General features: G+C 42.4%; 22 protein-coding genes and 1 tRNA gene. 7 read left to right on the top strand and 16 right to left on the bottom strand.

Annotation, left to right across the window (positions count from 1 at the left end; genetic code table 11):
- Positions 1 to 4: 4 nt before the first annotated feature.
- The 11 genes from rbfA to rlmE all read right to left on the bottom strand — a co-directional run bounded on the left by rbfA (position 5) and on the right by rlmE (position 11,510).
- Positions 5 to 394, bottom strand: a complete 390-nt coding sequence (rbfA, locus tag C0J08_RS04265; protein WP_212654880.1) for a 30S ribosome-binding factor RbfA — start codon at positions 392 to 394, stop codon at positions 5 to 7.
- A 12-nt stretch (positions 395 to 406) separates the two neighbouring features.
- The gene (infB, locus tag C0J08_RS04260) at positions 407 to 2,971 is read right to left on the bottom strand and encodes a translation initiation factor IF-2 (RefSeq protein ID WP_212654879.1); all 2,565 of its coding nucleotides are present in this window, start codon (positions 2,969 to 2,971) and stop codon (positions 407 to 409) included.
- A gap of 26 nt (positions 2,972 to 2,997) precedes the next feature.
- Positions 2,998 to 4,488: a transcription termination factor NusA gene (gene nusA, locus C0J08_RS04255; RefSeq protein ID WP_212654878.1), complete on the bottom strand. Its 1,491-nt coding sequence runs from the start codon at positions 4,486 to 4,488 to the stop codon at positions 2,998 to 3,000.
- 28 nt (positions 4,489 to 4,516) lie between these two features.
- Positions 4,517 to 4,978 carry a ribosome maturation factor RimP gene (gene rimP / locus C0J08_RS04250; RefSeq protein WP_212654877.1) on the bottom strand — a complete coding sequence of 154 codons (462 nt, stop codon included), beginning with the start codon at positions 4,976 to 4,978 and terminating at the stop codon, positions 4,517 to 4,519.
- Between the two features lie 324 nt (positions 4,979 to 5,302).
- A tRNA-Leu gene (locus C0J08_RS04245) sits at positions 5,303 to 5,388 on the bottom strand.
- A 42-nt stretch (positions 5,389 to 5,430) separates the two neighbouring features.
- Complete coding sequence (gene secG / locus C0J08_RS04240) at positions 5,431 to 5,784, bottom strand: preprotein translocase subunit SecG (RefSeq protein WP_212654876.1); 354 nt, start codon at positions 5,782 to 5,784, stop codon at positions 5,431 to 5,433.
- A 3-nt stretch (positions 5,785 to 5,787) separates the two neighbouring features.
- Positions 5,788 to 6,537 carry a triose-phosphate isomerase gene (gene tpiA, locus C0J08_RS04235; RefSeq protein ID WP_212654875.1) on the bottom strand — a complete coding sequence of 250 codons (750 nt, stop codon included), beginning with the start codon at positions 6,535 to 6,537 and terminating at the stop codon, positions 5,788 to 5,790.
- 88 nt (positions 6,538 to 6,625) lie between these two features.
- Positions 6,626 to 7,972, bottom strand: a complete 1,347-nt coding sequence (gene glmM, locus C0J08_RS04230; RefSeq protein ID WP_212654874.1) for a phosphoglucosamine mutase — start codon at positions 7,970 to 7,972, stop codon at positions 6,626 to 6,628.
- Positions 7,972 to 8,805 carry a dihydropteroate synthase gene (gene folP / locus C0J08_RS04225; RefSeq protein ID WP_212654873.1) on the bottom strand — a complete coding sequence of 278 codons (834 nt, stop codon included), beginning with the start codon at positions 8,803 to 8,805 and terminating at the stop codon, positions 7,972 to 7,974. The genes glmM and folP overlap by 1 nt, the downstream gene beginning before the upstream one ends.
- 38 nt (positions 8,806 to 8,843) lie before the next feature.
- Positions 8,844 to 10,820, bottom strand: a complete 1,977-nt coding sequence (gene ftsH, locus C0J08_RS04220) for an ATP-dependent zinc metalloprotease FtsH (RefSeq protein ID WP_249344503.1) — start codon at positions 10,818 to 10,820, stop codon at positions 8,844 to 8,846.
- Positions 10,821 to 10,889: 69 nt separating this feature from the next.
- Positions 10,890 to 11,510, bottom strand: a complete 621-nt coding sequence (rlmE, locus tag C0J08_RS04215) for a 23S rRNA (uridine(2552)-2'-O)-methyltransferase RlmE (protein ID WP_212654871.1) — start codon at positions 11,508 to 11,510, stop codon at positions 10,890 to 10,892.
- Between the two features lie 99 nt (positions 11,511 to 11,609).
- Here rlmE and C0J08_RS04210 point away from each other — a divergent pair, with 99 nt between their 5' ends.
- Entirely contained in the window at positions 11,610 to 11,912 is a 303-nt protein-coding gene (locus C0J08_RS04210) for a YhbY family RNA-binding protein (protein WP_212654870.1), read from the top strand.
- 103 nt (positions 11,913 to 12,015) lie between these two features.
- A complete protein-coding gene (locus C0J08_RS04205) occupies positions 12,016 to 12,861 on the top strand; it encodes a hypothetical protein (RefSeq protein WP_212654869.1) in 846 nt (281 codons plus the stop codon).
- A 57-nt stretch (positions 12,862 to 12,918) separates the two neighbouring features.
- On the opposite strand, the gene erpA is transcribed toward C0J08_RS04205, so the two are convergent.
- Positions 12,919 to 13,266 carry an iron-sulfur cluster insertion protein ErpA gene (erpA, locus tag C0J08_RS04200; RefSeq protein WP_212654868.1) on the bottom strand — a complete coding sequence of 116 codons (348 nt, stop codon included), beginning with the start codon at positions 13,264 to 13,266 and terminating at the stop codon, positions 12,919 to 12,921.
- A 69-nt stretch (positions 13,267 to 13,335) separates the two neighbouring features.
- Positions 13,336 to 14,922 (bottom strand): peptide chain release factor 3, encoded by a 1,587-nt coding sequence (locus tag C0J08_RS04195; RefSeq protein ID WP_212654867.1) that lies wholly within the window; start codon positions 14,920 to 14,922, stop codon positions 13,336 to 13,338.
- A 341-nt stretch (positions 14,923 to 15,263) separates the two neighbouring features.
- Here C0J08_RS04195 and C0J08_RS04190 point away from each other — a divergent pair, with 341 nt between their 5' ends.
- The 5 genes from C0J08_RS04190 to C0J08_RS04170 all read left to right on the top strand — a co-directional run bounded on the left by C0J08_RS04190 (position 15,264) and on the right by C0J08_RS04170 (position 22,892).
- Positions 15,264 to 16,028 (top strand): ABC transporter ATP-binding protein, encoded by a 765-nt coding sequence (locus C0J08_RS04190; protein WP_212654866.1) that lies wholly within the window; start codon positions 15,264 to 15,266, stop codon positions 16,026 to 16,028.
- 11 nt (positions 16,029 to 16,039) lie between these two features.
- Positions 16,040 to 16,921 (top strand): ABC transporter substrate-binding protein, encoded by an 882-nt coding sequence (locus C0J08_RS04185; protein WP_212654865.1) that lies wholly within the window; start codon positions 16,040 to 16,042, stop codon positions 16,919 to 16,921.
- Entirely contained in the window at positions 16,921 to 18,897 is a 1,977-nt protein-coding gene (gene fhuB / locus C0J08_RS04180; RefSeq protein ID WP_212654864.1) for a Fe(3+)-hydroxamate ABC transporter permease FhuB, read from the top strand. The genes C0J08_RS04185 and fhuB overlap by 1 nt, the downstream gene beginning before the upstream one ends.
- Before the next feature lie 85 nt (positions 18,898 to 18,982).
- Entirely contained in the window at positions 18,983 to 20,623 is a 1,641-nt protein-coding gene (locus tag C0J08_RS04175) for a multidrug ABC transporter permease/ATP-binding protein (protein WP_212654863.1), read from the top strand.
- A 31-nt stretch (positions 20,624 to 20,654) separates the two neighbouring features.
- Positions 20,655 to 22,892, top strand: a complete 2,238-nt coding sequence (locus C0J08_RS04170) for a TonB-dependent siderophore receptor (protein ID WP_212654862.1) — start codon at positions 20,655 to 20,657, stop codon at positions 22,890 to 22,892.
- 84 nt (positions 22,893 to 22,976) lie between these two features.
- Here the strand turns inward: C0J08_RS04170 and C0J08_RS04165 are convergent, their stop codons facing one another.
- From C0J08_RS04165 to C0J08_RS04155, 3 genes are all read right to left on the bottom strand, one after another.
- Entirely contained in the window at positions 22,977 to 23,708 is a 732-nt protein-coding gene (locus C0J08_RS04165) for a 4'-phosphopantetheinyl transferase family protein (RefSeq protein ID WP_212654861.1), read from the bottom strand.
- A complete protein-coding gene (locus C0J08_RS04160) occupies positions 23,668 to 24,243 on the bottom strand; it encodes a nitroreductase family protein (protein ID WP_212654860.1) in 576 nt (191 codons plus the stop codon). Before C0J08_RS04160 ends, C0J08_RS04165 begins: the two co-directional genes overlap by 41 nt.
- Before the next feature lie 175 nt (positions 24,244 to 24,418).
- Positions 24,419 to 25,795, bottom strand: coding sequence for a glycine--tRNA ligase (locus tag C0J08_RS04155; RefSeq protein WP_212654859.1), 1,377 nt, complete (start codon positions 25,793 to 25,795; stop codon positions 24,419 to 24,421).
- Positions 25,796 to 26,070 lie beyond the last annotated feature (275 nt).

Raw genomic sequence — 26,070 nt, 5'->3', positions numbered from 1 at the left:
CTTATTACTCGACTTCGTTACCGTTTTTGGTCTCATCATCACGAATCGCTTCGTCAATCAGAGCCGACATGCGAGAGCCATTAACCACACTCTGGTCGTAATGGAAACGCAAATGCGGCATCACACGAAGTTTTACTTCTTGTGCTAAGCGACGACGCAAGAACCCTTTTGCACTATCAAGTGCAGCTTGGTTCTCTGCCAATACTTCTGGCTGGTCATCTTTACCAAGTACGGTGTAATAAATATCCGCATAGCCCAAATCTTTTGCTACACGCACTTCGTTGACAGTAACCAATCCTAAACGCGGATCTTTTACTTCAAACTGGATCAAGGACGCCAGCTCCTTTTGGAGCTGGTCACCAATCCGACTAGTACGACTAAATTCGCCTGCCATGATTTTGCCCTATTAAAGTGTACGCGCTACTTCGACGGTTTCAAAAACCTCGATTTTATCGCCAACTTTTACATCGTTGTAGTTTTTCACGCCGATACCACATTCCATACCGCGGCTAACTTCGTTAACAGCATCTTTGAAACGACGAAGAGATTCAAGCTCACCTTCGTAGATAACAACATCATCACGCAATACGCGAATCTGTTTGTTGCGGTATACCGTACCTTCGATGACCATACAGCCCGCAATCAAACCAAACTTAGGTGAACGGAACACGTCACGAACTTCGGCAGTACCTTTAATGTCTTCACGAAGATCTGGAGACAACATGCCAGACAATGCTGATTTCACATCATCAATGATGTTGTAGATAACGCTGTAGTAGCGAAGATCAATGCTTTCACGCTCGATAAACTGCTTAGCTGAACTATCGGCACGAACATTAAAGCCAAAGATAACGGCGTCAGAAGCAAGAGCCAAAGTAGCGTCTGTTTCGGTAATACCACCCACGCCACTAGACACAACATTTACTTTCACTTCATCTGTATTCAGATCCGTCAACGATTTGATCAAGGCCTCTAGAGAACCACGAACATCCGCTTTAAGAACCACGTTCAATGTACGAACTTCATCTTTGCCCATTTCAGAGAACAAGTTCTCCAATTTAGCAGAGTGCTGACGCGCAAAGCGAACTTCACGGTACTTACCTTGACGGAAGTTAGCTACTTCACGAGCTTTACGCTCATCCGCTACAACAATGAACTCTTCACCCGCTTCTGGTGTTCCATCAAGACCAAGGATCTCAACTGGAATAGAAGGGCCTGCAGCGTTGATTGCTTTACCATTTTCATCTAACAAGGCACGAACACGCCCCATTTGAAGACCAGCCAAAACGATGTCACCTTTATTCAAAGTACCATTTTGGACAAGTAAGGTAGCCACGGAGCCACGACCACGATCAAGACGAGCTTCAACAACCACACCTTTCGCTGGAGCGCTTGGTACAGCCGTCAATTCAAGCACTTCAGATTGCAAAAGAATCGCTTCTAATAGCTCTTCAATACCTTCACCTGATTTAGCCGATACACCAACAAACTGAACGTCACCGCCCCATTCTTCAGGCACCACTTCTTGTGCAACAAGCTCGTTTTTAACACGATCTAAGTCTGCACCTTCTTTATCTATCTTCGTAATCGCAACAACCATTGGCACTTCAGCCGCGCGAGCATGCTGTATAGCCTCAATCGTTTGTGGCATCACACCATCATCAGCGGCACAAACAAGGATAACGATATCCGTTGCTTTCGCGCCACGAGCACGCATAGAAGTAAACGCAGCGTGTCCAGGTGTATCCAAGAAACTCACCATTCCATGAGGTGTTTCTACATGGTATGCACCAATATGCTGTGTAATACCACCAGATTCGCCTGCGGCAACTCGTGTAGTACGAATATAATCGAGCAACGAGGTTTTACCGTGGTCAACGTGACCCATTACAGTCACAACAGGCGCACGCTTAATCGCTTCACCGTCATAATCAATGGCTTCGATCATGTCATTTTCGACGGCATTTTCATCGATATATTTAACCGTATGACCCATTTCTTCAACAACCAAAGTCGCTGTATCACGATCAATAGTTTGATTGATAGTTGCCATTGCCCCCATCTTAAACATGATCTTAATAACTTCAGCGCCTTTAACGGCCATTTTTTCAGCAAGATCTGCAACGGTGATACTTTCTGGCAATGCCACTTCATGGATCATTTTGGCCGTAGGTTTTTGAAAGCCGTGCTCTTGTTTTGACGGCTTTTTATTTTTACGACCCAATTTACCACGACGAGTAAATTCGTCTTCATCATTCACATTAACACGTGAACGCTTATTATCTGGATTAACTCGACCACGAGGTTTGTCTTTGTCGTTATCATGTCTTACTGCACCTTTTTTACCTTTTGGCGCAACAGTTGACTTTTTATTATCCATCGCTGGTTGAGATACTTTTTTTGATGCCTTAGGCTGCTTCGGTGATTCCACGGGTTCTGCCGCTCCTGTATCGGAAACATACTGCTCCGTTTCATTGACCGCGCCAGCATCCGCGACAACTGCTTTCACAGCGGCTTCTTGGCGCGCTTTTTCTTCGGCTTCAGCTTTAGCTTTAGCCGCTTTCTCTTCTTCAAGCTTACGCTCGGCTTCTAAACGAGCTTTTTCTTCCGCTAAACGCTCTTGCTCTTCCGCAAGACGCTTCGCAAGCAACTCCTCTTGCTTTTTAGCCTCTTCATCAACATCATCACGTTTAACATAAGTGCGCTTTTTCTTAACGGCTACATTGACCGCTTTTCCGCCGTCACGAGACAAAGTGCTCGTTGTTTTACGTTGCAGAGTAATACGTTGGCTTTTATCGCCTTCTTCGCCATGTTGACGCTTTAGATAATTAAGCAGTGTTTGCTTTTCAACTTCAGAGACTTCTTGGCTTGCGCTCGTTTGAGGTAGGCCAGCGTCTTTCATCTGAGCTAGTAGCTTATCGACTGGCGTATTTACCAGCTCGGATAGTATCTTTACGGTTTGAACTGTCATTAAGTTCCCCCTTATGTACTCAGATTTTATTCAGATTCAGCAAACCAAGGTGCACGAGCAGTCAAAATAAGACTACCTGCACGATCTTCTGTCATGCCTTCAATTTCAAGCAACTCATCAACTGATTGTTCAGCTAAATCTTCCATGGTAATTACTCCCATAGAAGCGAGAACTAAAGCAAGATGATTGTCCATGCCTTCCATTGCTAGTAAATCAGCAGCAGGTTTGGCACCGTCCAATTGCTCTTCAGCTTGAAGCGCTTGATTTAATAAGGCTTCTTTTGCTCGTGAACGCAGTTCATTTACTAAATCTTCATCAAATCCGTCAATTTCTAACATTTCTTCCATTGGGATATAGGCAACCTCTTCCAATGAAGAGAATCCTTCATCAACCATTTGAATGGCTAAATCATCATCTATATCCAATCCAGAAACAAAAATATCAATCAATTTTTGAGATTCTTCTTGTTGTTTCGCTTCTGCATCTTCACTGGTCATAACATTTAAAGACCAACCAGTCAGGGTCGAAGCCAAACGAACATTTTGCCCATTACGGCCAATCGCTTGCGCTAAATTATCACTCTTAACCGCAACATCCATAGAATGTGCATCTTCATCAATGACAATTGAGTCAACTTCCGCTGGAGCCATTGCATTGATAACTAGCTGAGCTGGGTTATCATCCCAAAGCACAATATCCACACGTTCGCCATTCATTTCATTGGAAACAGCTTGAACTCGTGCTCCACGCATACCGACACAAGCACCTATCGGATCAATGCGTCGGTCATTTGTTTTCACTGCAATTTTAGCACGTAAGCCTGGGTCACGAGCCGCGCCACGAATTTCAATAACTTCTTCTGAAATCTCTGGTACTTCAAGACGGAATAACTCAATCATAAACGCAGGATCATTACGCGAAAGAATCAATTGAGCGCCACGACTGTCATCACGAATCTCGAGCAACAAAGCACGAATTCGGTCGTTCATTCTAAAGCTTTCACGAGCAATCAATTGATCTTTTGGCAAAGACGCTTCCGCATTTTCTCCTAAGTCAATAATCAAACTATCACGAGTGACTTTTTTAACTTGACCATGAACTAACTTGCCAACTTTCTCTGCATATAAAGCAACCATTTTAGCACGTTCGGCTTCACGCACTTTTTGTACGATCACCTGCTTTGCTGTTTGCGCTGCAATACGTCCAAATACCTCAGACTCGACTTCTTCTTCGTAAATTTCTCCGATGCCTACACCAAGGTTTTGCTCTTCAGAATCATCAATTGTCAGCTCATAAGCTGGCGCAGAATAGTCTTCATCGGCAACAATATGCCACTGTCGGTATGTTTTATAATCACCGGAACGCTGATCGATAGAGACACGAATTAATGCATCTTCTTCAAAACGGCGTTTGGCAGCACTAGCTAAAGCAATTTCAACGGCTTCGAAAATAACTTGTTTCGGAACATCTTTCTCGTTGGAAACGGCTTCCACTACCAAAAGAATTTCTTTGCTCATCCTTTTAGCCTCTCTTCAAGGTTAATTTTTAAAATTGTGGAACAACATTCGCCTTATCAATCAAATCGATAGGCAATAAGTATTCTTCTTGATCTACGCGAATAACAACATCTTCGCTTTCGATCCCCATTAGTTGCCCTTTAAACTTACGGCGACCATCAAAAGGCACACGTAAACGCAAAGAAACAATAGAACCGATATAAGCCTGATATTGAGCCAAACTAAATAAAGGCCGATCTAAACCTGGTGACGATACCTCTAGGTTGTATTCACCTGTGATTGGGTCTTCAACATCTAGAATAGAACTAACTTGACGGCTAACTCGGGCGCAATCTTCTACATCAATCCCTTTTTCATCATCCGTTTCAATATAAATGCGAAGTACAGAGTCCTTACCTAAAGATAAGTACTCCATACCCCAAAACTCAAACCCTAAACCTTCAACGACTGGTCGAATAAGTTCTTCTAAAATCGTATATTTTGCTGACAATCGTTTTCTCCGAAAACCAATTTTGTAAAACGCAGAAACAAAAAACGGGCTCTAGGCCCATTTCCATTTATAAACGTAACAGTACAGATAACAAAAAACCCCATATAGGGGTTCTCAGCACTCTACTCAAATCTTACTGAGAGAGTATCCTTCCAAAGAAGGCCGTCTATCCTGACATTAAACACTAAGAACAAACTGGTGCGAATACCTAAACTAGGAAAACCATAAGACCAACCTCTTCAGAAGAGACAAAATCTCGACAAACCAGATTACTCTGCATCAATATGTCGACATCATACACAAAACACGACATCAATTCAATATTGGTGCGGATGGGGGGACTCGAACCCCCACGAGCGATGCTCACCACCCCCTCAAGGTGGCGCGTCTACCAATTCCGCCACATCCGCAAATTCACTTCAAAAAACACACAGAACTTAAATAGCTTAATATTACTCAGTTACTGGTAGGTCAGATGATGTTTTTTTCTTTTCACCCAACTCAGGCAAATTCACTGTCTCTTCAACTTGAGGAGCAGAAGGAACAAAATCAACTGCGCCGGAAACACTTTTCGCTTTTTCACTCGCAAAAAAAGCCAAACCAAAGCTAGTTAGAAAAAACACCAAAGCAAATACAGCCGTCATTTTCCCAAAGAAACTACCACCACCTTGGCTACCAAATACGGTTTGAGATGCACCACCACCAAATGAAGCACCTGCATCTGCACCTTTACCTTGCTGCAGTAAAACGAGTGCAATAATTAGTACCGCTGCGAGTACATGCAAAACTAAAATTAGTGCTTCCATTAATTAACCTGCTGTCTTTACTATCGCTATAAATTCTTTAGCATCAAGAGATGCACCACCAACAAGAGCACCATCTACATCAGGCATTTTAAACAAAGCCGAGCTAGTTGATGCCTTCACACTTCCGCCATACAAGATCTGAACTTTTTCAGAAACTGATTCTGATGACTTAGCCAAAAAAGCCCTAATTGATTGATGCACTTCTTGAGCCTGATCAGCACTAGCCGATAAACCAGTACCAATTGCCCAAACCGGTTCATAAGCAATCGTCATTTTTGCAAATGATTCAACACCAACAACATCAATCACAGCCTGGATTTGACGTTCACAAACCTCAAGCGTTTTACCTGATTCGCGCTCTTCCAAGGTTTCACCTATACAAAGCATAGGAATCAAACCAAAACCCAATACCGTTTTTACCTTAGAAGCAACTACTTCATCCGTTTCGCCATAAAGAGAGCGCCTCTCTGAATGACCCAACAAGATATATTTAACCCCAAAGTCAGCCAACATAGAGACAGAAACTTCCCCTGTGAAGGCACCCTTTTCCTCTTGACTGGCATTCTGAGCAGCCATAACAAGATTACTACCATCTATCAGGTCATGGACCTGAGACAAATAAGGAAAAGAGGGAGCAATAACCACTTCCGAGTTAGAACCGTCCATATCAAGCAAGCCACTAATTAATGTCTGGATTGACTCCTTGGAGCCATTCATTTTCCAGTTACCAGCCACTATCTTTTGACGAATCATATTCTAACCCCTAAATTCGAGGCGCCCATTCTATGGAATGGACGCATTGGTTTCAAGTTTTTTATTTTCAGAGAGCAATAAATTATTATCAACTATTCATTTTTGCTGCCACTACCGAGTTAACCTCATCAACTAAATAATCAACAAGTTCATCAACCGTAGCATCATCACGCCCCTCTACCATCACTCGAATCAGAGGTTCAGTACCGGAAGCACGCAACAACACTCGCCCCAAACCATTCAAACGCTCATTAGCGATAGCTATAGCTTTCTGCAGCGCCGGCTCTTCATTTGGAACAAAGCGCTCTGCAACTCGAATATTCTTTAGTTTTTGTGGAAACTTAACCAAACCAACCAAAAGCTCATCAAGCGCCTGACCTTCTTCTACCATAGCCCTTAGCACCTGAAGAGCGGCAATGATACCATCACCAGTTGTTGTAATAGACCTACAAACAATATGCCCTGATGGCTCACCACCTAACACCCAACCATGCTGCATAAGTTTTTCGTTAACATACCTATCACCAACAGCAGCACGACTAAAGCCTATTCCGGTTTCTGAAAAGGCTAACTCCAACCCAAAATTACTCATCAAAGTCCCAACAACCCCGCCACTAAAACGGCCTGTTCGCATCAAATGATTAGCAATAATATAGAGAACATCATCACCGTCACGCACAACACCATGGCGATCAACCAAAATCAATCGATCCCCATCACCATCTAGCGCAATCCCTAAATCAGCCTGCTCAGCCAAAACATTCTTACACAGTAACTCAGGCTTAGTTGCCCCACTAAACTCATTGATATTCAAGCCATCAGGATTTACGCCAATCGGGATAACATCAGCCCCCAACTCACTAAAGACTCGTGGCGCAACGTGATAAGTAGCACCATCAGCACAATCAACAACTATTTTTAAACCACTTAACTGCAACCCAATAGGGAAAGTCCCTTTACAATATTCAATATAACGACCAGCAGCATCATCAATACGTTTTGCTCGACCAATCAAACTAGACTCCACCACTTCCATTGGCTGCTCTAGATAATATTCAATTCGCTCCTCTATTTCGTCTGAAACCTTACCACCTTCAGAGGAGAAAAATTTAATACCATTATCCGTATAAGGGTTATGAGATGCACTAATAACAATGCCCGCACTTGCTCGAAATGTTCGAGTAAGGTAAGCAATCGCAGGCGTTGGCATTGGACCAACCAAACGAACATCCGCACCAGCGGCAACAATGCCAGCTTCAAGGGCAGATTCAAACATATAACCAGAGATACGAGTATCTTTACCAATCAATATTTTTTTATCATTTTCTTTAAAAACTTGACCTGCAGCCCACCCCAATTTCAACATAAACTCAGGAGTAATGGGCGCGGTTCCTACCTTCCCACGAATCCCATCTGTACCAAAATATTTACGCATTAGCCCTCTCTCTCAATACGGGACATCAAAGCCAACATCTCAACATGAGGCTTAACATCATGAACTCTAAAAATACGAGCACCTTTTAAGTAAGCGGAAGCGTTTGCCCCCATCGTACCGTACAGCCGCTCCTCGACTGGCAAACCTAAAGCTTCTCCAATCATGGTCTTTCTCGAAAGCCCAATAAGAACCTCAAAACCCAAACTTTTAAATACTTCGGTATGATTTAGTAAAGATAAGTTATGAGACAGTGTCTTACCAAATCCAATACCTGGATCTAAAATCAATCGCGAACGAGAAATCCCAACAGATTCACACAATTCAACCCTAGAACTCAAATAACTCACCACGTCATCAACGACAGAAACATACTCTGCCTGACTCTGCATGGTCTGCGGCCCCCCTTTCATATGCATCAAGCAAATAGGCAAGCCTGTTTCAGCTGCAGCCTGCAAGGCACCATCACGCTCAAGCGCTCTTACATCATTGATTAGTCCAGCCCCTAAAGCAGCTGAGCCACGAATAACCTCAGGAGTACTTGTATCGACAGAAACAACAATATCAAAGCGTTTTTTTATTGCCTCAACAATAGGGAGGACACGATCCAGTTCCTGCTGAGTAGAAACAGGGGAAGCACCAGGTCGAGTTGATTCACCACCAACATCAATGATACTCCCCCCTTCTTGAATCATTTTTTCAGATTGACGTAACGCAGCGTCCAAAGAATTGAAAGCACCACCATCAGAAAAAGAGTCTGGCGTGACATTTAGAATCCCCATAACATGAGGAAGGGACAAGTCTAATGACTTGTCCCCAAAAAGCATTAATGACATGAAAAAACCATTTTCATTTTTAAAAAGTGATTTTCAAACTACTCTCCGGAAGGCTTGGGAGAAGCCTGTCCTGATGAGGAATCAGTATCTCCTGACTCAGATGAAAGGTCATGAGCATCATCACCTATCACAACATCCCCCTTCATCTCTTCCACATCACCTTCTTTAGGAGAGTTTGCACTTGGATCAGACCACCCTTCTGGTGCAGACGGTTTCTTTCCTTCCATAATCTCTTTAATTTGCTTAGCATCAATCGTTTCATATTGCATCAAAGCTTCTGCCATAACATCCAACTTAGAGCGGTTATCATGAAGAATCTGAGTCGCTTTTTCATAGCAACGATTAATAATATCCTGAACCTCAGCATCAATGGTTTTACCTGTCTCAGGAGAAAAATAGTTTGCCTTACTACCTGTAGGACCAGAAATATAGCTCCCACTATTATCATCTTCCTCGTAGGCAAATGGCCCTAATTTCTCCGACAACCCCCATTTCGTCACCATATTACGAGCAATACTGGTAGCTCGCTCTATGTCGTTAGAAGCACCTGTAGAAACCCCTTCAAAACCATGAATCATTTCTTCAGCAATACGACCGCCATACAAACTACAAACTTGACTTTCAAGCCCACGCTTACTAACGCTGTACTTATCTTCTTCAGGTAAATACATAGTCACACCAAGTGCACGACCTCGAGGAATAATAGAGACTTTATATACTGGATCATGCTCAGGCATTAAATAACCAATAATGGTATGACCCGCTTCATGGTAAGCCGTATTAAGCTTTTCCTTATCACTCATCACCATGGTTTTGCGTTCAGCCCCCATGAGAATTTTGTCTTTAGCTAGCTCAAGCTGTTCCATATTAACCAATCGACGATTAGAACGAGCTGCAAACAGAGCGGCCTCGTTAACTAGGTTCGCCAAATCAGCACCTGAGAAACCTGGTGTACCACGAGCAATGTTTTTTGGTTCCACATCATCATCGCAAGGCACTTTACGCAAATGCACTTTAAGAATCTGCTCACGACCACGAATATCTGGCAAACCAACTTGTACTTGACGGTCAAAACGACCAGGTCGAAGTAACGCAGGATCCAATACATCGGGACGGTTGGTTGCAGCAATAACGATAATACCTTCGTTACCTTCAAAGCCATCCATTTCCACTAGCAATTGGTTCAACGTCTGCTCACGTTCATCATTACCGCCGCCCATACCGGAACCACGATTACGACCAACCGCATCAATCTCATCGATAAAGATGATGCATGGTGCGTGCTTCTTCGCTTGTTCAAACATATCACGAACACGGGAAGCACCAACACCGACAAACATTTCAACAAAGTCTGAACCGGAAATGGTAAAGAATGGGACTTTTGCTTCGCCAGCAATGGCTTTAGCCAATAGGGTTTTACCTGTACCTGGAGGCCCGCACATCAAGATGCCGCGCGGAATTTTACCGCCAAGGCGTTGAAATTTGCTTGGCTCTCTCAAGAAGTCTACAAGCTCTTCTGTGTCTTCTTTCGCTTCATCACAACCAGCCACATCAGCAAAAGTTGTTTTAATTTGATCTTCTGGAAGCAGACGTGCCTTGGATTTACCAAAAGACATTGGACCACCTTTACCGCCACCGCCACCTTGCATCTGGCGCATAAAAAACATAAAGATGGCAAGAATCAGGAGAATAGGAAAGCTAGCAACAAGAAGTTGAGTCCAAATGCTTTGCTGTTCTGGCATACGCCCTTCAACAACAACATTATTTCGTAGCAAGTCATCCATAATTTTTGGATCAGCTGCAGCGGGACGAACAGTATCAAAAGTATCACCACTGGTTCGGCTACCACTAATGGTATATCCATCAACAACCACTTTAGCTATACGGCCATCTTGAACTTCTTTCACAAACTCAGAGTATGAGATGCGATTTGTATCAGGAGTCGTATTAAAATTATTAAACACAGTTAGTAGTACAGCAGCGATAACCAACCACAACAGTATATTTTTCAGCATATCGTTCAAGAGCACACCTCTTAACGGTTATTTAAAATGTTACTGGCAATCATACCAGAACATACCCCATTAACCTTTATATTGTCTTCCTAATAAGTAAACTTCGCGACTTCTTGCTCGCGATGCGTCTGGCTTACGCGTTACAACCGACCCAAATTGTGACCGCATGGTTTTAAGATATTCATCAAATCCCTCTCCCTGGAACACTTTTACCAGAAAGTTTCCACCCGGACGCAACACTTGAGTCGCCATATCCAAAGCAAGTTCAACAAGATACATAGCCTGCGGCTGATCAGAAGAACTATTCCCACTCATATTGGGGGCCATATCCGAAATTACAAGATCCGCTTTTTCATCTCCAACTTCTGTTAGAATTGCCTCATATACCTCTTGCTCAGTAAAATCTCCCTGAACAAAACTTACACCAGGCAGCGGCGCCATTTCCAATATATCAGAAGCCACAACAGTTCCCTTATCACCAACCAACTTTGCCGCCACTTGCGACCAACCACCGGGAGCAGCCCCTAAGTCTACAACACGTATTGCTGGTCTAAAAAGCTTATCCTTATCATTAATCTCTATCAGCTTATAGCTTGCCCTAGAGCGATAACCATCTTGCTGGGACTTTTTGACATAAGGATCGTCAAAATGTTCCTTCATCCAATTATTACTACTTTTTGATCTTGCCACGTTTTCATCATACCTAAATCAATCAATATTCCGCTATAATATCGCTTAACCTCTTAAGCCTCCAATAAAGAGGGTCAACTAATATGAGAAATTTTTACTATGAGTCTTACAAACGCCCAAAAAAAGCAATATCGCCTAATCGGCCACTCCCTTAATCCTGTGGTTATGATTGCGGGCAACGGTCTAACTGAACCAGTTTTAACCGAAATCGATCGCGCTCTTGAAGATCACGAACTGATAAAAATACGCATAAGCGTTGCTGACCGTGAAGTTCGTACCGCTTTAATTGAAGAAATCAGCAAAATAATGAAATGCGAAACCGTTCAAATCATTGGCAAAGTAGCACTTTTTTATCGAGCTGCATTAGAAGCCAACCCAAAGCTTTCCAATCTACTACGTTAAAAGCAAACAACAGAGATAGTCTATTTTTTGAACAAAAACTAGACTATCTCTAAACTCTTCACAATAATGGCCGATACCTTTGCACTAACAAAGGAGTCGTATCATGCTATTTATCGAGGCACTTAGCAGAGCCAGCACTCAGCCGAACGAGAGAAAGTTAATCTCTAGGGGCAAGTATCGCCCTAATATTAATAGCAAAGACTCGGTCGACTTAAGTTCTGCAGCTCATCAAGTAAAGGAAATACACTTAAATAGTCAATCCAAGACACCTCTTACCGCTTCTACAAGTGTTTTTGCCAATTTGATAGAGCATGCGCTAAGCCATATTTTAAACAGCAGCCTACATGTACATTCACCAGAAGAACTAAATCTAGATATAAAAGACTGGACCTTACCCTTACAAGTACCGCCTGTGGGAAACCAACAAAACAAGAGATTAGATGGTTATTTGGAACCAGAAATTCCTAGGCGACCACCAGCTAAACAACTAATATTCCACATACCAGTTAAACCATCTTATGGCATCCCTATAGATATGACTCTTTTAATATCGCCAAACAACGGTTCGCCTGAGGTCCCCAGCTTATTCCATACATTTCCAAAAGAAAGCTGGCTCCCCGTTTTACGCACACCTTATCCGCCAGATTTTCTCGAACAACAAATCACCCATCACCATATCTTGTTAGATCAAGACGGTGAGCCGGATCAGCTTTCGCCACTTTATGCTCATATCAACCAGAGCAGAATAATGAGTGAAGAAAGCGCCCTCCCCAGTCAAACCTTCGGTTTAAGGGTTTGGAGGACAAAAAACAACAACCTGACTCCCGTAATACTAGGAGACAACCGAATTGGACTACTGTTTGTTGGTCATTACAAACCTATCGAAGGCAACTCCATCAGCGAAGAAGAAAAGGCACGCCAAGCAAGCAACCTATACACTAAGGCATAACGCAAAAAACCTCTTGCACCCTGAAGCACAAGAGGTTTTACGTCATTTTTTACTAAACTAAATACTGAAACTCGCACCGCAACCACAAGTAGATGTGGCATTAGGGTTTTGCACAACAAAGCGCGAGCCTTCTAGGTTTTCTTTGTAATCCACTTCCGCCCCAACTAAGTATTGAAAACTTAATGGATCAACAACCAAAGTCACCCCGTTTCGCTTTACTTCGGTATCATCCTCTTGATGTTCTTCATCAAATGTAAAGCCGTACTGAAAGCCAGAACAACCGCCCCCTGTTACATACACACGCAACATGAGTCGATCATTCTCTTCTTCTTCGATTAAAGATTGCAGCTTCGCAGCCGCTGCGTCTGTAAATTCAATAGGATCAATCGATTCAACCATGCTCATTCCAATACCACTAAAGCCATTTCAATAGATGAATTATCCGCTTATCCGAGTAATTTAGTCAAGTATTGATCAATGTTCTCGCGTCGATCGGAAGCGAACATCAGGCCACTTCTCTTCTGCCATCATCAAGTTCACTCGCGTTGGCGCTAAATATGTTAAATGACCACCGCCATCAATCGCCAAGTTATCACGACACTTATTCTTGAACTCTTCAAATTTTTTCGGATCATCACACTCCACCCAACGAGCGGTGTTCACATTCACTGGCTCGTATATACATTCCACTTTGTATTCGTCTTTTAGACGGTACGCAACCACTTCATATTGCAACTGCCCCACGGCACCGACAATCAGTTCATTGTTACGCTGCGGCATAAACAATTGAGTTGAACCCTCTTCAGAAAGCTGCTGCAACCCCTTTTGTAGAGCCTTCATCTTCATAGGATCTTTTAAACGAACACGACGGAACAACTCAGGAGCAAAGTGAGGAATACCAGTGAATTTTAAATCTTCACCTTCTGTAAAAGTGTCGCCAATCTGAATGGTTCCATGATTATGCAAACCAATAATGTCACCCGAAAACGCCTCTTCTAGGCCTTCACGATCACCCGCTGTAAACGACACGGCATCCGTTACTTTAATGTCCTTACCAATACGACAATGGCGCATTTTCATGCCACGACTATAAGTACCAGAACACACCCGCATAAAAGCGATACGGTCACGGTGTTTAGGGTCCATATTGGCTTGTATTTTGAAAATAAAGCCCGAGAACTTTTCTTCTTTCGCTTCCACTGTCCGACTGTTGGTTTCACGATCAATAGGTGCAGGCGCCCACTGAACAAAACCGTCTAACATTTCACGAACACCAAAGTTAGATAAAGCAGTACCAAAAAATACAGGAGTCAGCTCACCTGCTAGATACGCCTCTTGATCAAACTCATGGCTTGCACCGCGCACCAGTTCAATTTCTTCTAAATAGTCATCCCAATCATCACCAAGCAACTCTTTCGCTTCATCAGAGTGCAAACCTTGGATTTGGATATCATCCATCAAAGTATGGCCACGACCTCGAACAAACACATGAATAGTGTCGGTATATAAGTTATAAACACCTTTGAAAAAGTCACTCATACCAATTGGCCAAGTAATCGGCGCGGCGGCAATCTTAAGAACGTCTTCCACTTCATCCAATAGCTCAATAGGATCACGAATATCTCGGTCCATTTTATTGATAAAGGTTAGGATAGGAGTGTCTCGCAAGCGACAAACGTCCATCAATTTGATGGTACGATCCTCTACCCCTTTTGCTCCGTCAATAATCATCAATACAGAGTCAACAGCCGTCAGTGTTCGATAGGTATCTTCAGAGAAGTCTTCGTGTCCAGGTGTATCTAGCAAATTGACGATACGATCTTTATAGGGAAACTGCATGACAGAAGACGTAATAGAAATACCACGCTGTTGCTCCATCGCCATCCAGTCAGATGTTGCATGCTTATCACCTTTACGCCCCTTTACAGAACCTGCAGTTTGTATCAACTGACCAAGCAGCAAAAGTTTTTCAGTGATGGTTGTTTTACCGGCATCTGGGTGGGATATGATCGCGAAAGTTCGTCTTTCACTTACTTGATTTATAAAATTCTGATCTGCCATTTAAAGTGTTCTTTTAAGTTATACGCGGATTCTAAAACACTCGACAAAAAAGCCTGCGTTCAACCCCGTTATGTTAATCGTGATTTCGTTGCCGACTATTTTCGCTGATCTGAACTTTATAAACAATCAATGCCTAAGGAATTAATCACTATTTAAACTCTCAACAGGTTTAACAGGCTCTTTCAACAGAATGCCAAAAAAACAATCATTTTTGCAAATGATTTGCATTAACATTACCAATAGCAATAAAATACACCTCCATTTGATGTTTTCGTACAAACACTCAAGATGGTTTTAATCACTTTCAAGCTTTGATTCGAAAAAATGGTAGAACCTTAAGAATGATAGAGTCTAAAGAACTGCAGTTTAGTATCGGTGACCACACCTTATTAACAAATTTTTCCATGGCCTTTGAACCAGGAAAAATCTACGCTCTGGTGGGTCATAATGGTTCAGGAAAATCTACGCTCTTAAAACTACTTGCCCAACAACAGAAGCCAACAACGGGCAATATTTTCCTAAATAGCCAACCTATTTCCTCTTGGCCTCAAAAAAAGTTTGCTCAGCAAGTGGCATATCTCCCTCAACAAACTCCTGATACAGACAGTCTTTCAGGAAGGGATCTTGTCAGCTTTGGTCGCTACCCTTGGCATGGGCTCTTAGGTCGATTAAATAAACAAGATCAGCAATACATCGACGAAGCGATGTCACTAACCGATACTCACCACTACGCCAATCGACTGGTCGACACATTATCTGGAGGCGAACGCCAACGCTTATGGTTGGCCATGTTATTAGCTCAACGAACGCAATACCTTCTCCTTGATGAACCTCTCTCAGCTCTTGATATTGCGCATCAAGTGGACATGCTTAATCTCATCAAAAAACTCAGTAAGAAACTCAATTTAGGCGTCATTATTGTCATCCACGATATTAATATGGCAGCTCGTTTTTGCGATCACATTGTGGCACTACACAGTGGAGAAATGATTGCTGCTGGCTCTGTAGAAAGCATTTTCAATCAGAATCAATTGCAGCAGATTTATGGCATCAAAATGCACGTATCTAAACACCCAGCGGGTTACCCCGTCGCCATACCTTATTAATCAGAAATCAAATGGTCGTTATGAAAGCTTATCTTTCTTATTTATTGATACTTTTTGCCTGTTCTACCAGTGATATTGCAATGGCTGAACAAGAGCAAGCCCTTCCACTAAAAGTGGCAACCATTGACTGGACGCAAACTGAAACTTTATTAGCGCTTGGACTTCCCCCAGTTGCAGCGGCACAAGTAGCCGATTATAACTCCTGGGTTAAAGCCCCCGTAATTCCATCGAATACAGTTGATCTTGGTCTACGTACACAGCCAAATTTGGAGCGCTTATCGGAACTAAAACCAGATCGTATTTTTATATCCCCAATGTTCCAATCCCTTGAGCCTCAACTATCACGTATCGCAGCCGTCACAAACCTTGCACTCTATAAAAAAAATGATATTTCATGGCAAGCCTTAAAAGACTACACACGCTCAATTGCAGCACAGACTGAAACAGAGAACGCGGCTGAACGATTAATCAAACAATCAGAAATAAAATTGGCTCAACTGGCACAAGAAGTCCCAACAAGCACACCAGAACTAATCATGATCCAATTTATGGATGCTCGCCACGTGCGGGTATTCGGTGAAAACAGCATGTATCAAGTAGCAGCGAATGAAATTGGCTTAGACAGCGCTTGGCATAACAAAACCAATGTTTGGGGTTTTTCTTTAGTTGGCATAGACAAATTGAATGGTATCAAAGGCCAAATAGTGATTATCGACCCTCTCCCCGCTGGAGTAGAACAACATCTTAAAAATGACCAATACTGGCAATATCTCATCAAACAAACAGGCTACCCCGTTTTAAATATCGCACCAGTATGGAGTTTTGGCGCAATACCATCAGCGGTAAGATTTGCCACTTTACTGACAAATAAACTCACTAAGGAGACAGAATAATGCGCTTACTCCCCGTGAGTCTTATCAGTCTATTGGCTGCATTCGTTTTACTTCTAATAGGTTGGCAGCTATCAAGCAGTGGAAACCTTACCCAAAATATCTTCAGCCTATTTGAGACAAATTGGCAATCGAATACTTCAGTCACTCTTTCTCTAACTTGGTGGCCACGTCTATTTACCACACTCCTATGTGGAGCAGCATTAGCGGTAGCAGGTCTATTGATGCAACAGGTCCTTCGCAACCCTATTGCCTCCCCCTCGACTCTAGGCATTGCCAGCGGCGCCAGCTTTAGCCTAATGCTAGCGACCATTTATACTCCATGGCTTATTGAGCTGTCTCACAGTTTGGTCGCTCTAGCAGGCGGTTTGATTACTATGGGCTTGGTCTTTGCGCTGTCTTGGCGAAGGGCTTTATCTCCAACCATTGTCGTCATTTCAGGCTTAGTCATTAATTTATACTTCAGCGCCTTTAGCACTGTTTTGTTGATGCTAAATCAAGAGAAATTATCTGGTTTGATGATTTGGGGAGCTGGATCTTTGGTGCAAACAGGCTGGGATAATGTTCATTATTTGCTCCCAAGAATTCTTATTGCAGTCATTATTGCTTTTATTTTTCTCAAGCCATTAAGACTTTTAGAGCTAACCGAATCGGGAGCAAAAAGCCTAGGAGTTTCATTAGCTAAACTGCGCTTTGTTTGTCTTGGTCTAGCAGTGCTACTTACTTCATGGGTTGTCGCCAGTGTTGGAATAATTGGCTTTATTGGTCTTGCCGCGCCTGCCATCACTCGTTTAGCAGGCATCCGTCGATTAGCCCCACGACTCATCTCCTCGATGATCATTGGCGCACTTTTACTGACCTTAGCAGATTTACTAGTGCAACAATTACCTGGTGTTATGGCGATGGCCATTCAAACCGGTGCAGCCACCGCGGCACTTGGCGCTCCTTTGATGTTATGGCTTCTTCCAAAATTACCAATACGAAGCCAAACACAAGTCGAAACAGTCTTAACTAGACATACAAACCAAATAAAAAGGCTAAACAAATCTGCCATCCTATGGACATGCGGTGTACTCATGATTGGCCTGTTTATTTTTTCTAGCGTCTCTATACAAAATAATGGTTGGCAATGGCTACTATTAAACGGTGACTGGTCAATGTTGGAATGGCGACTTCCAAGACTGACAACGGCATTACTAGCTGGAGCTATGCTCGCCGTTGCTGGAACAATTATTCAACGCCTCAGTGGAAATCCTATGGCGAGCCCAGAAGTCATTGGCATAAGCTCTGGCACAGCAATTGGTTTAATTGTGACGCTTTATGCAGGCTTAGCCAGCAGCACTATGGGTCTTTATGTTGGAGGCTTATTGGGTGCTTTAACGACCATGGGATTAATTATTCTATTAAACAGAAAATCTGGTTTTCAACCTGAACGCGTACTCTTAACTGGTGTTGCTATCACTGCCTTAATGAACGCAATACAGAGTCTAATTTTAGCTGGCGGAGATCCTCGCAGTTATGAATTTCTTGCGTGGCTTGCAGGTTCAACATATTACGTGACTGCCAGTACATTATTTCCACTTGTAATCATTACAGCGGCACTGACCAGTATCACATTTGGATTATCCAAATGGCTAGACATTCTTCCTTTAGGGCAAGCGACCGCCAGCTCTCTAGGTTTACGGACTGCTGCATCACGATTAACACTGTTGCTCTTGGCTGCCTGTTTAACCGTCTCAGCAACTCTTGTTGTTGGCCCATTAAGTTTTGTTGGATTAATGGCCCCTCATTTAGCCCGCCTCTTCGGCTTTAGTCGCGCCAAAGAACATCTTATTGCTGCAGCATTAGTAGGAAGTTTTCTGATGCTCTTATCCGATTGGCTTGGCCGACAATGGCTATATCCACAGGAAATCCCCGCTGGCATGGTCGCCTCAATCATCGGTGGGTTGTATTTAATGTGGGGATTACGCCGACTCTAGACCATTACTCTAGAAAAACGAGATATAAAACACACATCAAATGAGAATGGTAATACAAATCAAAAATCTTAACTAAAGAGATGTTATGAATTTACTTCGACAATTAGCCAACAAACAACTTAAGGCATTATCTTTTGTCGTATTGCTTAGCTTTACTAGTGCTCTGCTTACTCTAGGCGTTATAGCGTTTATCCAATACAGGTTATTAGACACCAATAACTTAACACCAAAAGTAATGTGGCAATTTTTATTGCTCTTAGTGATATTACTTATCATAACAACATGGGCTCAAATCGCACTGCATAAACTAGGGCATCAATTTGTCTACTTAAAGCGCTGCCAACTCATTAAACAGTTAATTAACACCGACATTGAACAAGTCGATAATATTGGTAGCGCCCGCCTTCTAGCTTCATTAAGCACTGACATCCGCAATGTCACAGTTGGATTTGTCCATCTTCCCCAGCTGATTTACGGCATAGTTCTGTCCACCGCAGCGATGATCTATCTTGCTTTACTGTCAATTCCACTATTTGTTATCAGCTTAATAACACTGTCACTTACCGCCATAATGGGCGTTAGCCTGGTTGGTAAAATTACTTTTCATATCAAAAAAGTACGGGAATATGACGACAGACTCTATAAGGATTATCAAGCTATTATTGATGGTCGAAAAGAGCTCTCTCTTAACCCAAATAAAGCAAAACGCTACTTTGAAGAAGAATTTTCACCCAATGCACAACATTATCGAAACCAAATAACTCAAGCAGATACTTTTAACGGCTTTGCCGCAAATATGGCAAACACATTAATTCTGGCACTAGTTGGTCTGAACTATTACGCTGCCTTAGGATTTAACTGGGCAAGTATCGAAGTTGCCTCTGCTTTTGCTCTCGTCATTTTATTTATGCGCGCCCCTTTAATGACGGCAATTGCCGCTCTACCCACCTTAGTTACCGCAAGTGTTTCTAGCAAAAAACTCGAGTCTTTAGCACTCACCAATAACAATGAGCTAATCTCACAGAGACATCTGTTGCCGCCATTAAAAACACTCGACCTACAACAGGTTACTTATCAATATCAAACTGACTCATCAGAAAAAGCATTTCAAGTTGGCCCTATCAATTTTTCCGTCAAACAGGGAGAAACCATTTTTATTATTGGTGGTAATGGCAGCGGAAAATCTACTTTCGCTCGTTTACTGACTGGCCTCTATCGTCCTCACGCGGGACAAATACTGCTTAACGGTGAACGTATTAAATCAGAACAATGGCCAATATATCGGCAGCAGTTTGCTGCTGTCTTCAGTGATTATTACTTATTCCCACAAATCACCGATGGCTATGGTGAAAACATCGACGACAAGATAATCAATGAGTGGCTAGATCACCTAGAAATGTCCCATAAAGTTTCACATAACAAAGGACACTTATCAGACACTCGTTACTCCCAAGGCCAACGTAAACGACTCGCATTACTGATGGCGGTTATGGAACAACGTGGTTGCGTCCTACTCGATGAATGGGCGGCGGATCAAGACCCAAGATTCAGGAAAGTATTCTACCGCGAGCTATTACCACGACTTAAAGAACGTGGCGTTACCGTCATAGCAATCACCCATGATGACAAATACTTCGATGCTGCAGATCGAATTTACAAAATGGACATGGGTACCCTCATCGAACTCGAGATACCCGAACCACACAAAAATCACGCAATTTATTAGAAATCCCCTTCAACTTAAAAAAGGAAAGGTCATGAAACCACGATTTACACTTACCCCTTTATCATTGGCTGTTGCTTTAGCTTTATCAGCAAATATTGCTTATGCCGAGGAAATAAAAACACTCGTAATAGAAGGCAATACAGAACAAAGCTCTACATCAAATAATTTTAATTATGTGAGTAAGGTTGCTCAAACGGCAACAAAAACAGATGAACAAATCACTAAAATCCCTCGTGCCGTCTCTGTTGTTACTAGAGAGCATATGGATGATCGCGCACCTATTAGCATTTCCGACGCACTGCAATACACACCCAGTATCCAAACCAACTTTTACGGTGAAGACAATAAACAAGACTGGTTTGTGATTCGCGGATTTAAACAAGCAAATAACGGTTTATACCAAGACGGGACTCGCCTTTACTCCTCTGGTTTTTATAGCTGGCAAGTCGATCCCTTCATGCTGGAACGTATCGAAGTATTACGCGGACCGGCTTCCACACTGAATGGTCAAACCCCACCTGGTGGCGTGGTTAATGTGATCAGTAAACGCGCTCAACTTGAAGAAGATTTTGGCTCAGTGACAGGCACGATAGGCTCTTATGATCGTAAAGAAATTAACCTCGACGTTAATAAAGCCATTAATGACAAATTGGCTTTTCGAATGGTGGCGATCACCCGTGAAAACGGCACCAAGGTCGATAGCGTAGAAGCGAACCGCACACTACTTGCCCCTTCTTTAACTTGGAAAATAAGCGATGCTACCAAATTAACTGTATTAGCCAGTTACCAAAAAGACGACTCTGACCCTTACCTACAATTTTTACCGATGGAAGGCACACTCACTTCTAACCCTAATGGTAAAATTGGTTATGACACCGCCTTAGGAAATGCTGATTGGGAAACCTTCGAGCGAGAGCAGACATCTGTTGGCTACGAGTTGGAACATGCTTTCAATGACAGCTTAAGCTTCCAGCAGTCAGCGCGTTTTAGCCATATGGATATCAACTTGCGTCAAATGTACTTTGGCCAATATTCGGCCGATGTTCCTACTTACGGTTCTCTTCTTGACCCAACAAACAGTAGAAGCGATATTGTCAGATCAGCCTCCACCGCTGATGGTGATTCCGACGCATTCAATATTGATAACCGCTTTATTTATACATTTAACTCAGGCAAGACAAAACACACCTTGCTAGCAGGTATTGATTATCAAAGTATCGACATTAACAATAAAGACTATGCGTCTGATCCTGTTGTTGCTGATGGAAATAAGATAGTTAGCGGGCTTAACATTGCCGATCCTAGATTCAATATTTATAACCCAAGCTACAGCAGCAATATTGTTTTGCTAAACTCTAGAACATTTGCGACCCTGACAGATGCCGATCTACAAACCACAAAAACGAAGAATCGACAGCTTGGTTTCTATCTTCAAGATAAAGCCAATATCACAGATAAATTCACTGTAATTGCTGGCGCACGCTACGATGATACCAGTAACGAAACCAACAACACTTCAACCAATAAAAAAACAGACATAGACCTTCACCAGTGGACAGGGAACTTAGGCGCTTCATATCAGCTCAATAACGGCTTGGTGCCTTATGCTAATTACGCTCAGTCTTTCACCCCTATTCTTGCTTTAGATGCTAATAACAATCCAGCGAAACCAGAGAAAGCAGACAATTACGAAGTGGGTGTTAAATTCAAACCAAATAGTTTTGACGGTCAGTTTGGTATAGCGGCTTACCAGGTCACCAAAGAAAATCTAACCAGCGGATCCAGTGGTACAACCGACTTCCGTCAGCTAGGAGAAGTGCGCAACCGAGGCATTGAATTTGAAGCGGTTGCCAATCTAAATAGAGCCATCACGGTCGTTGGCACCTTGAGTTATGTTGACTCTGAAGTCATCAAAGACACAAATAGTGCTAACGTAGGAAAAACACCCGCTCAAATCGCGAGTAAGCTAGCTTCTGTCTGGGGTAACTACCGCTTCATTGACGGCATACTAGACGGTTTAAAAGTCGGCGCTGGTGTGCGTTATATCGGTGAAACCTACGCAGACAATACAGAAACCAACAAAGTACCGTCTTATGCGCTTGTTGATGCCATGGCAAGCTACCAAATTGATAACTATAAGTTCCAATTGGTCGCAAAAAACTTATTCGATAAAGAATACATAGCGACTTGTGATGCTACGCTTCTTAATAAAACTTGCTACTACGGAGACAGTCGTAACATCATGGCCAGCGTGACGTACGACTGGTAATCGTACCAATACTCTTTTAGCTTAAAAGAGCATTTCAAATCTAAGAGCCTCGTATTACATGATACGAGGCTCTTTTTTATCGATTCACTCAAGGCGTAAATTAGAGGGCTCAGGCACTCCAGAAGTCCAATTAGCAAGCTGAATATTCGACACTGATAAATCGGTAGACCACGCAAGTGTAATAACCCCCCAGTCAAAAGAAAAACTTTTCAGGGAGTATTGTTTGCCTTGCCAACGCAATAAATAACATTGATCACTCAATAAGCTTGGTAAACAGTTAATACTACTTAAGTCATTGATCAATCCACTTCCACAGGCTTTTAACAACGCTTCCTTTGCAGTCCATATCGTGAAAAATCCCTTATTTCGATTCTCACACAAATTAAGATGCTGCCTTTCATCAGGATGGCAAACTATCTCAATCATTGATTCAAGGTCAGCCATATCGCGAAAACATTCCATATCAACACCAATAGCATTTTTATCACTTGAATCGACAAGAGCAATCACAACAGAACTGATACTATGACTGAGATTAAAAGCAATATTTTCATTTATAAAAGGCTTACCAGATAGAGTGTGTTCAAAGCGCCATTTGGGCGCTTTTTTCAGAGGATAATAGTAACTTAGCATCTCTCGTTTAAATGCGTGAGCAAATGTATATTGCTCACGCAAATGCTCAAGGCGAAAAGCAGCAGCACGCTTTTTTTCAATATCATTAAGTGAATTAACAAGAGGAAAAATGTGCTCACTAAATGCAATGGTTAATCTCAATTTATGTCCAAGGTTGTAAGCCATCCTTTTGATTCCATTCAAAAGTATAATCCACAAAGGACTTACGTTTAGCGCGAGAAATTCGCTTTGGTGTCCCCAAAGATATAACGCCAAGTATCTGGTCGTCTTCACTCATTTGCAGCATTTGACGAAGAGCATCATCTGCTTCTTGAGTATGCCAGATACCACCAAAACCCATTGCATGAGCAGCCAATAATATATGCTCACAAGCCGCAGCCCCAGCCAACTGCTGATCCAAAACCGAAACACTCGTATCTTTATTTATCACGGAATACACACAAATCATCATAGGCGTATTGGTGATTTCTTGAATGAATCGATTAAAATAACTTTCATCTTCGACTTGCCCTTCGTACATTGTTCGAAGAACCGCCTCAAGATCTTTCATACCTTGATCTCGAATCACCACAAAACGCCAAGGCTTTAAATTACCATGATCAGGAACGGTCATCGCAGCCTGTAGGATCTGCGTTAACTCTCTGTGATTTGGCGCAGGCAATAAAAGACTACCTCGTGAATAAGAACGACGTGTCATCAGTAAATCAATAGCATCCATTTTGAATTTTTTTCCTTTTTAGAAAAACGCATCAAAGTTATGCGAGTTAAGAATCAAATTACAATAATAACACGCCAAAAATGAGATTGATTCCTATATAAAAGTGACTTTTAAACAAAAAAAGACCACGACACCTTAAGTCAGTGTCGTGGTCTTTTTTAAGATCAACAAAAAATTAGTTTTGGTTGATGAAGTAGTTAATCACGTAAGCTGGAAGTTCTGCTGCTGGAACAACAACTTGCTCCATAGTGTCACGATCGCGAACGGTTACTGGTGCACCTTCTTGCTCGATAGAATCAAAATCTACTGTTACGCAAATTGGCGTGCCCACTTCATCATGACGGCGGTAGCCTTTACCTACGTTACCTGTGTTTTCATAAAGAATACGACCAAGACCCAATTTCTGAAGCTTGTTCTTCAATTCTTTAGCAAGCGCAACGATTTCTGGCTTGTTCTTTTTCAGAGGCATGATAGCCACTTTAATTGGCGCTAGATGAGGCTTGAACTTCAAGACAGTACGAGTAGAACCATTTGGTAGTTCTTCTTCTGTATAAGCTTCTGTCATAACAGCCAATAAACCACGATCTAGACCCGCAGAAGGTTCAATACAGAAAGGGACTTCCCATTTGTTTGCTTCAAGGTCACGAATCGCCAACTTAGCGGTTGAGTGCTCATTCTGTTTCACTTTTGCAGAAAGGCCAAACTCTTCTTGGGCTTTGGTGTGAGAACCTAAATCGTAGTCTGTACGGTTAGCAACACCTTCTAACTCTTCAAAACCATGTGGAAACTTGTACAAGATATCCACAGTAGATTTTGAATAGTGAGCCAAGTCGTCGCCCGTTACATATTCAAATTCAATATTTTCTTCCGCTAAACCTTGGTCCAACCACCATTGCTTACGAGCACCAACCCAGAATTCATGCCATTTTTCATCTTCACCTGGCTTACAGAAGAATTCCAATTCCATTTGTTCAAATTCACGTACACGGAAAATGAAGTTACGTGGCGTGATTTCGTTTCGGAAAGATTTACCAATCTGTGCGATACCAAATGGCAAAGTACGAGAAGTAGAATCCACCACATTTTTGAAGTTAGTAAAAATACCTTGAGCGGTTTCAGGACGAAGGTAAGTATAAGACTCTTCGTTCACCATTGGGCCAACGTTGGTTTTAAACATTAGGTTAAAATCACGAGGCTCCGTCACATTAGTAGAACCACAGTTGTCGCAGACTTTAATGTCTTTCATGTGATCGGCACGCATACGAGATTTACACTCGTGGCAATCTACCATTGGGTCAGTAAAAGTATCTTCGTGACCAGAGTATTTGTAGACATGTTTGTTCTGGATAATAGCCGCATCCAAACCTTCTACGTCGTCGCGCTCATAAACCATTGAGCGCCACCAAGCCGCTTTAAGGTTGTTTTTTAATTCAATACCTAGCGGACCATAATCGTAAGCACCTTGCATACCACCGTAGATTTCACTGCCTTGGAAAATAAATCCGCGACGTTTACATAGGGAGACGAGTTCATCCATTGTTTTAGCTGGCATTTCTAAACACACCTTAAGCAAAAATTTGTTAATGAGGCCATAAAAACCAATCAGGCATTATGTTCAAGTAATAATAGCCGCTCATTGTACTCGTTGACCCTATTTCGCTCAATGGCGATTCCACCCAAGCTGTAAATAAGTCCATCCAACTCACCCTGAGACAAATTTCAGGTAAAGCAATAAGTACTTGTACATACCAAATGTACATAACAAAAAATTTACACTTTGAAGCACAAAAATAGTGCAAAAAGAGGAAGAAAAGTGATGTTTTAAAG

The organism is Marinomonas sp. CT5 (genome assembly GCF_018336975.1).
Classification (GTDB): domain Bacteria; phylum Pseudomonadota; class Gammaproteobacteria; order Pseudomonadales; family Marinomonadaceae; genus Marinomonas.
Note: the sequence above shows the minus strand (reverse complement) of the source record. Positions and strands in the feature narration are given on the sequence as shown.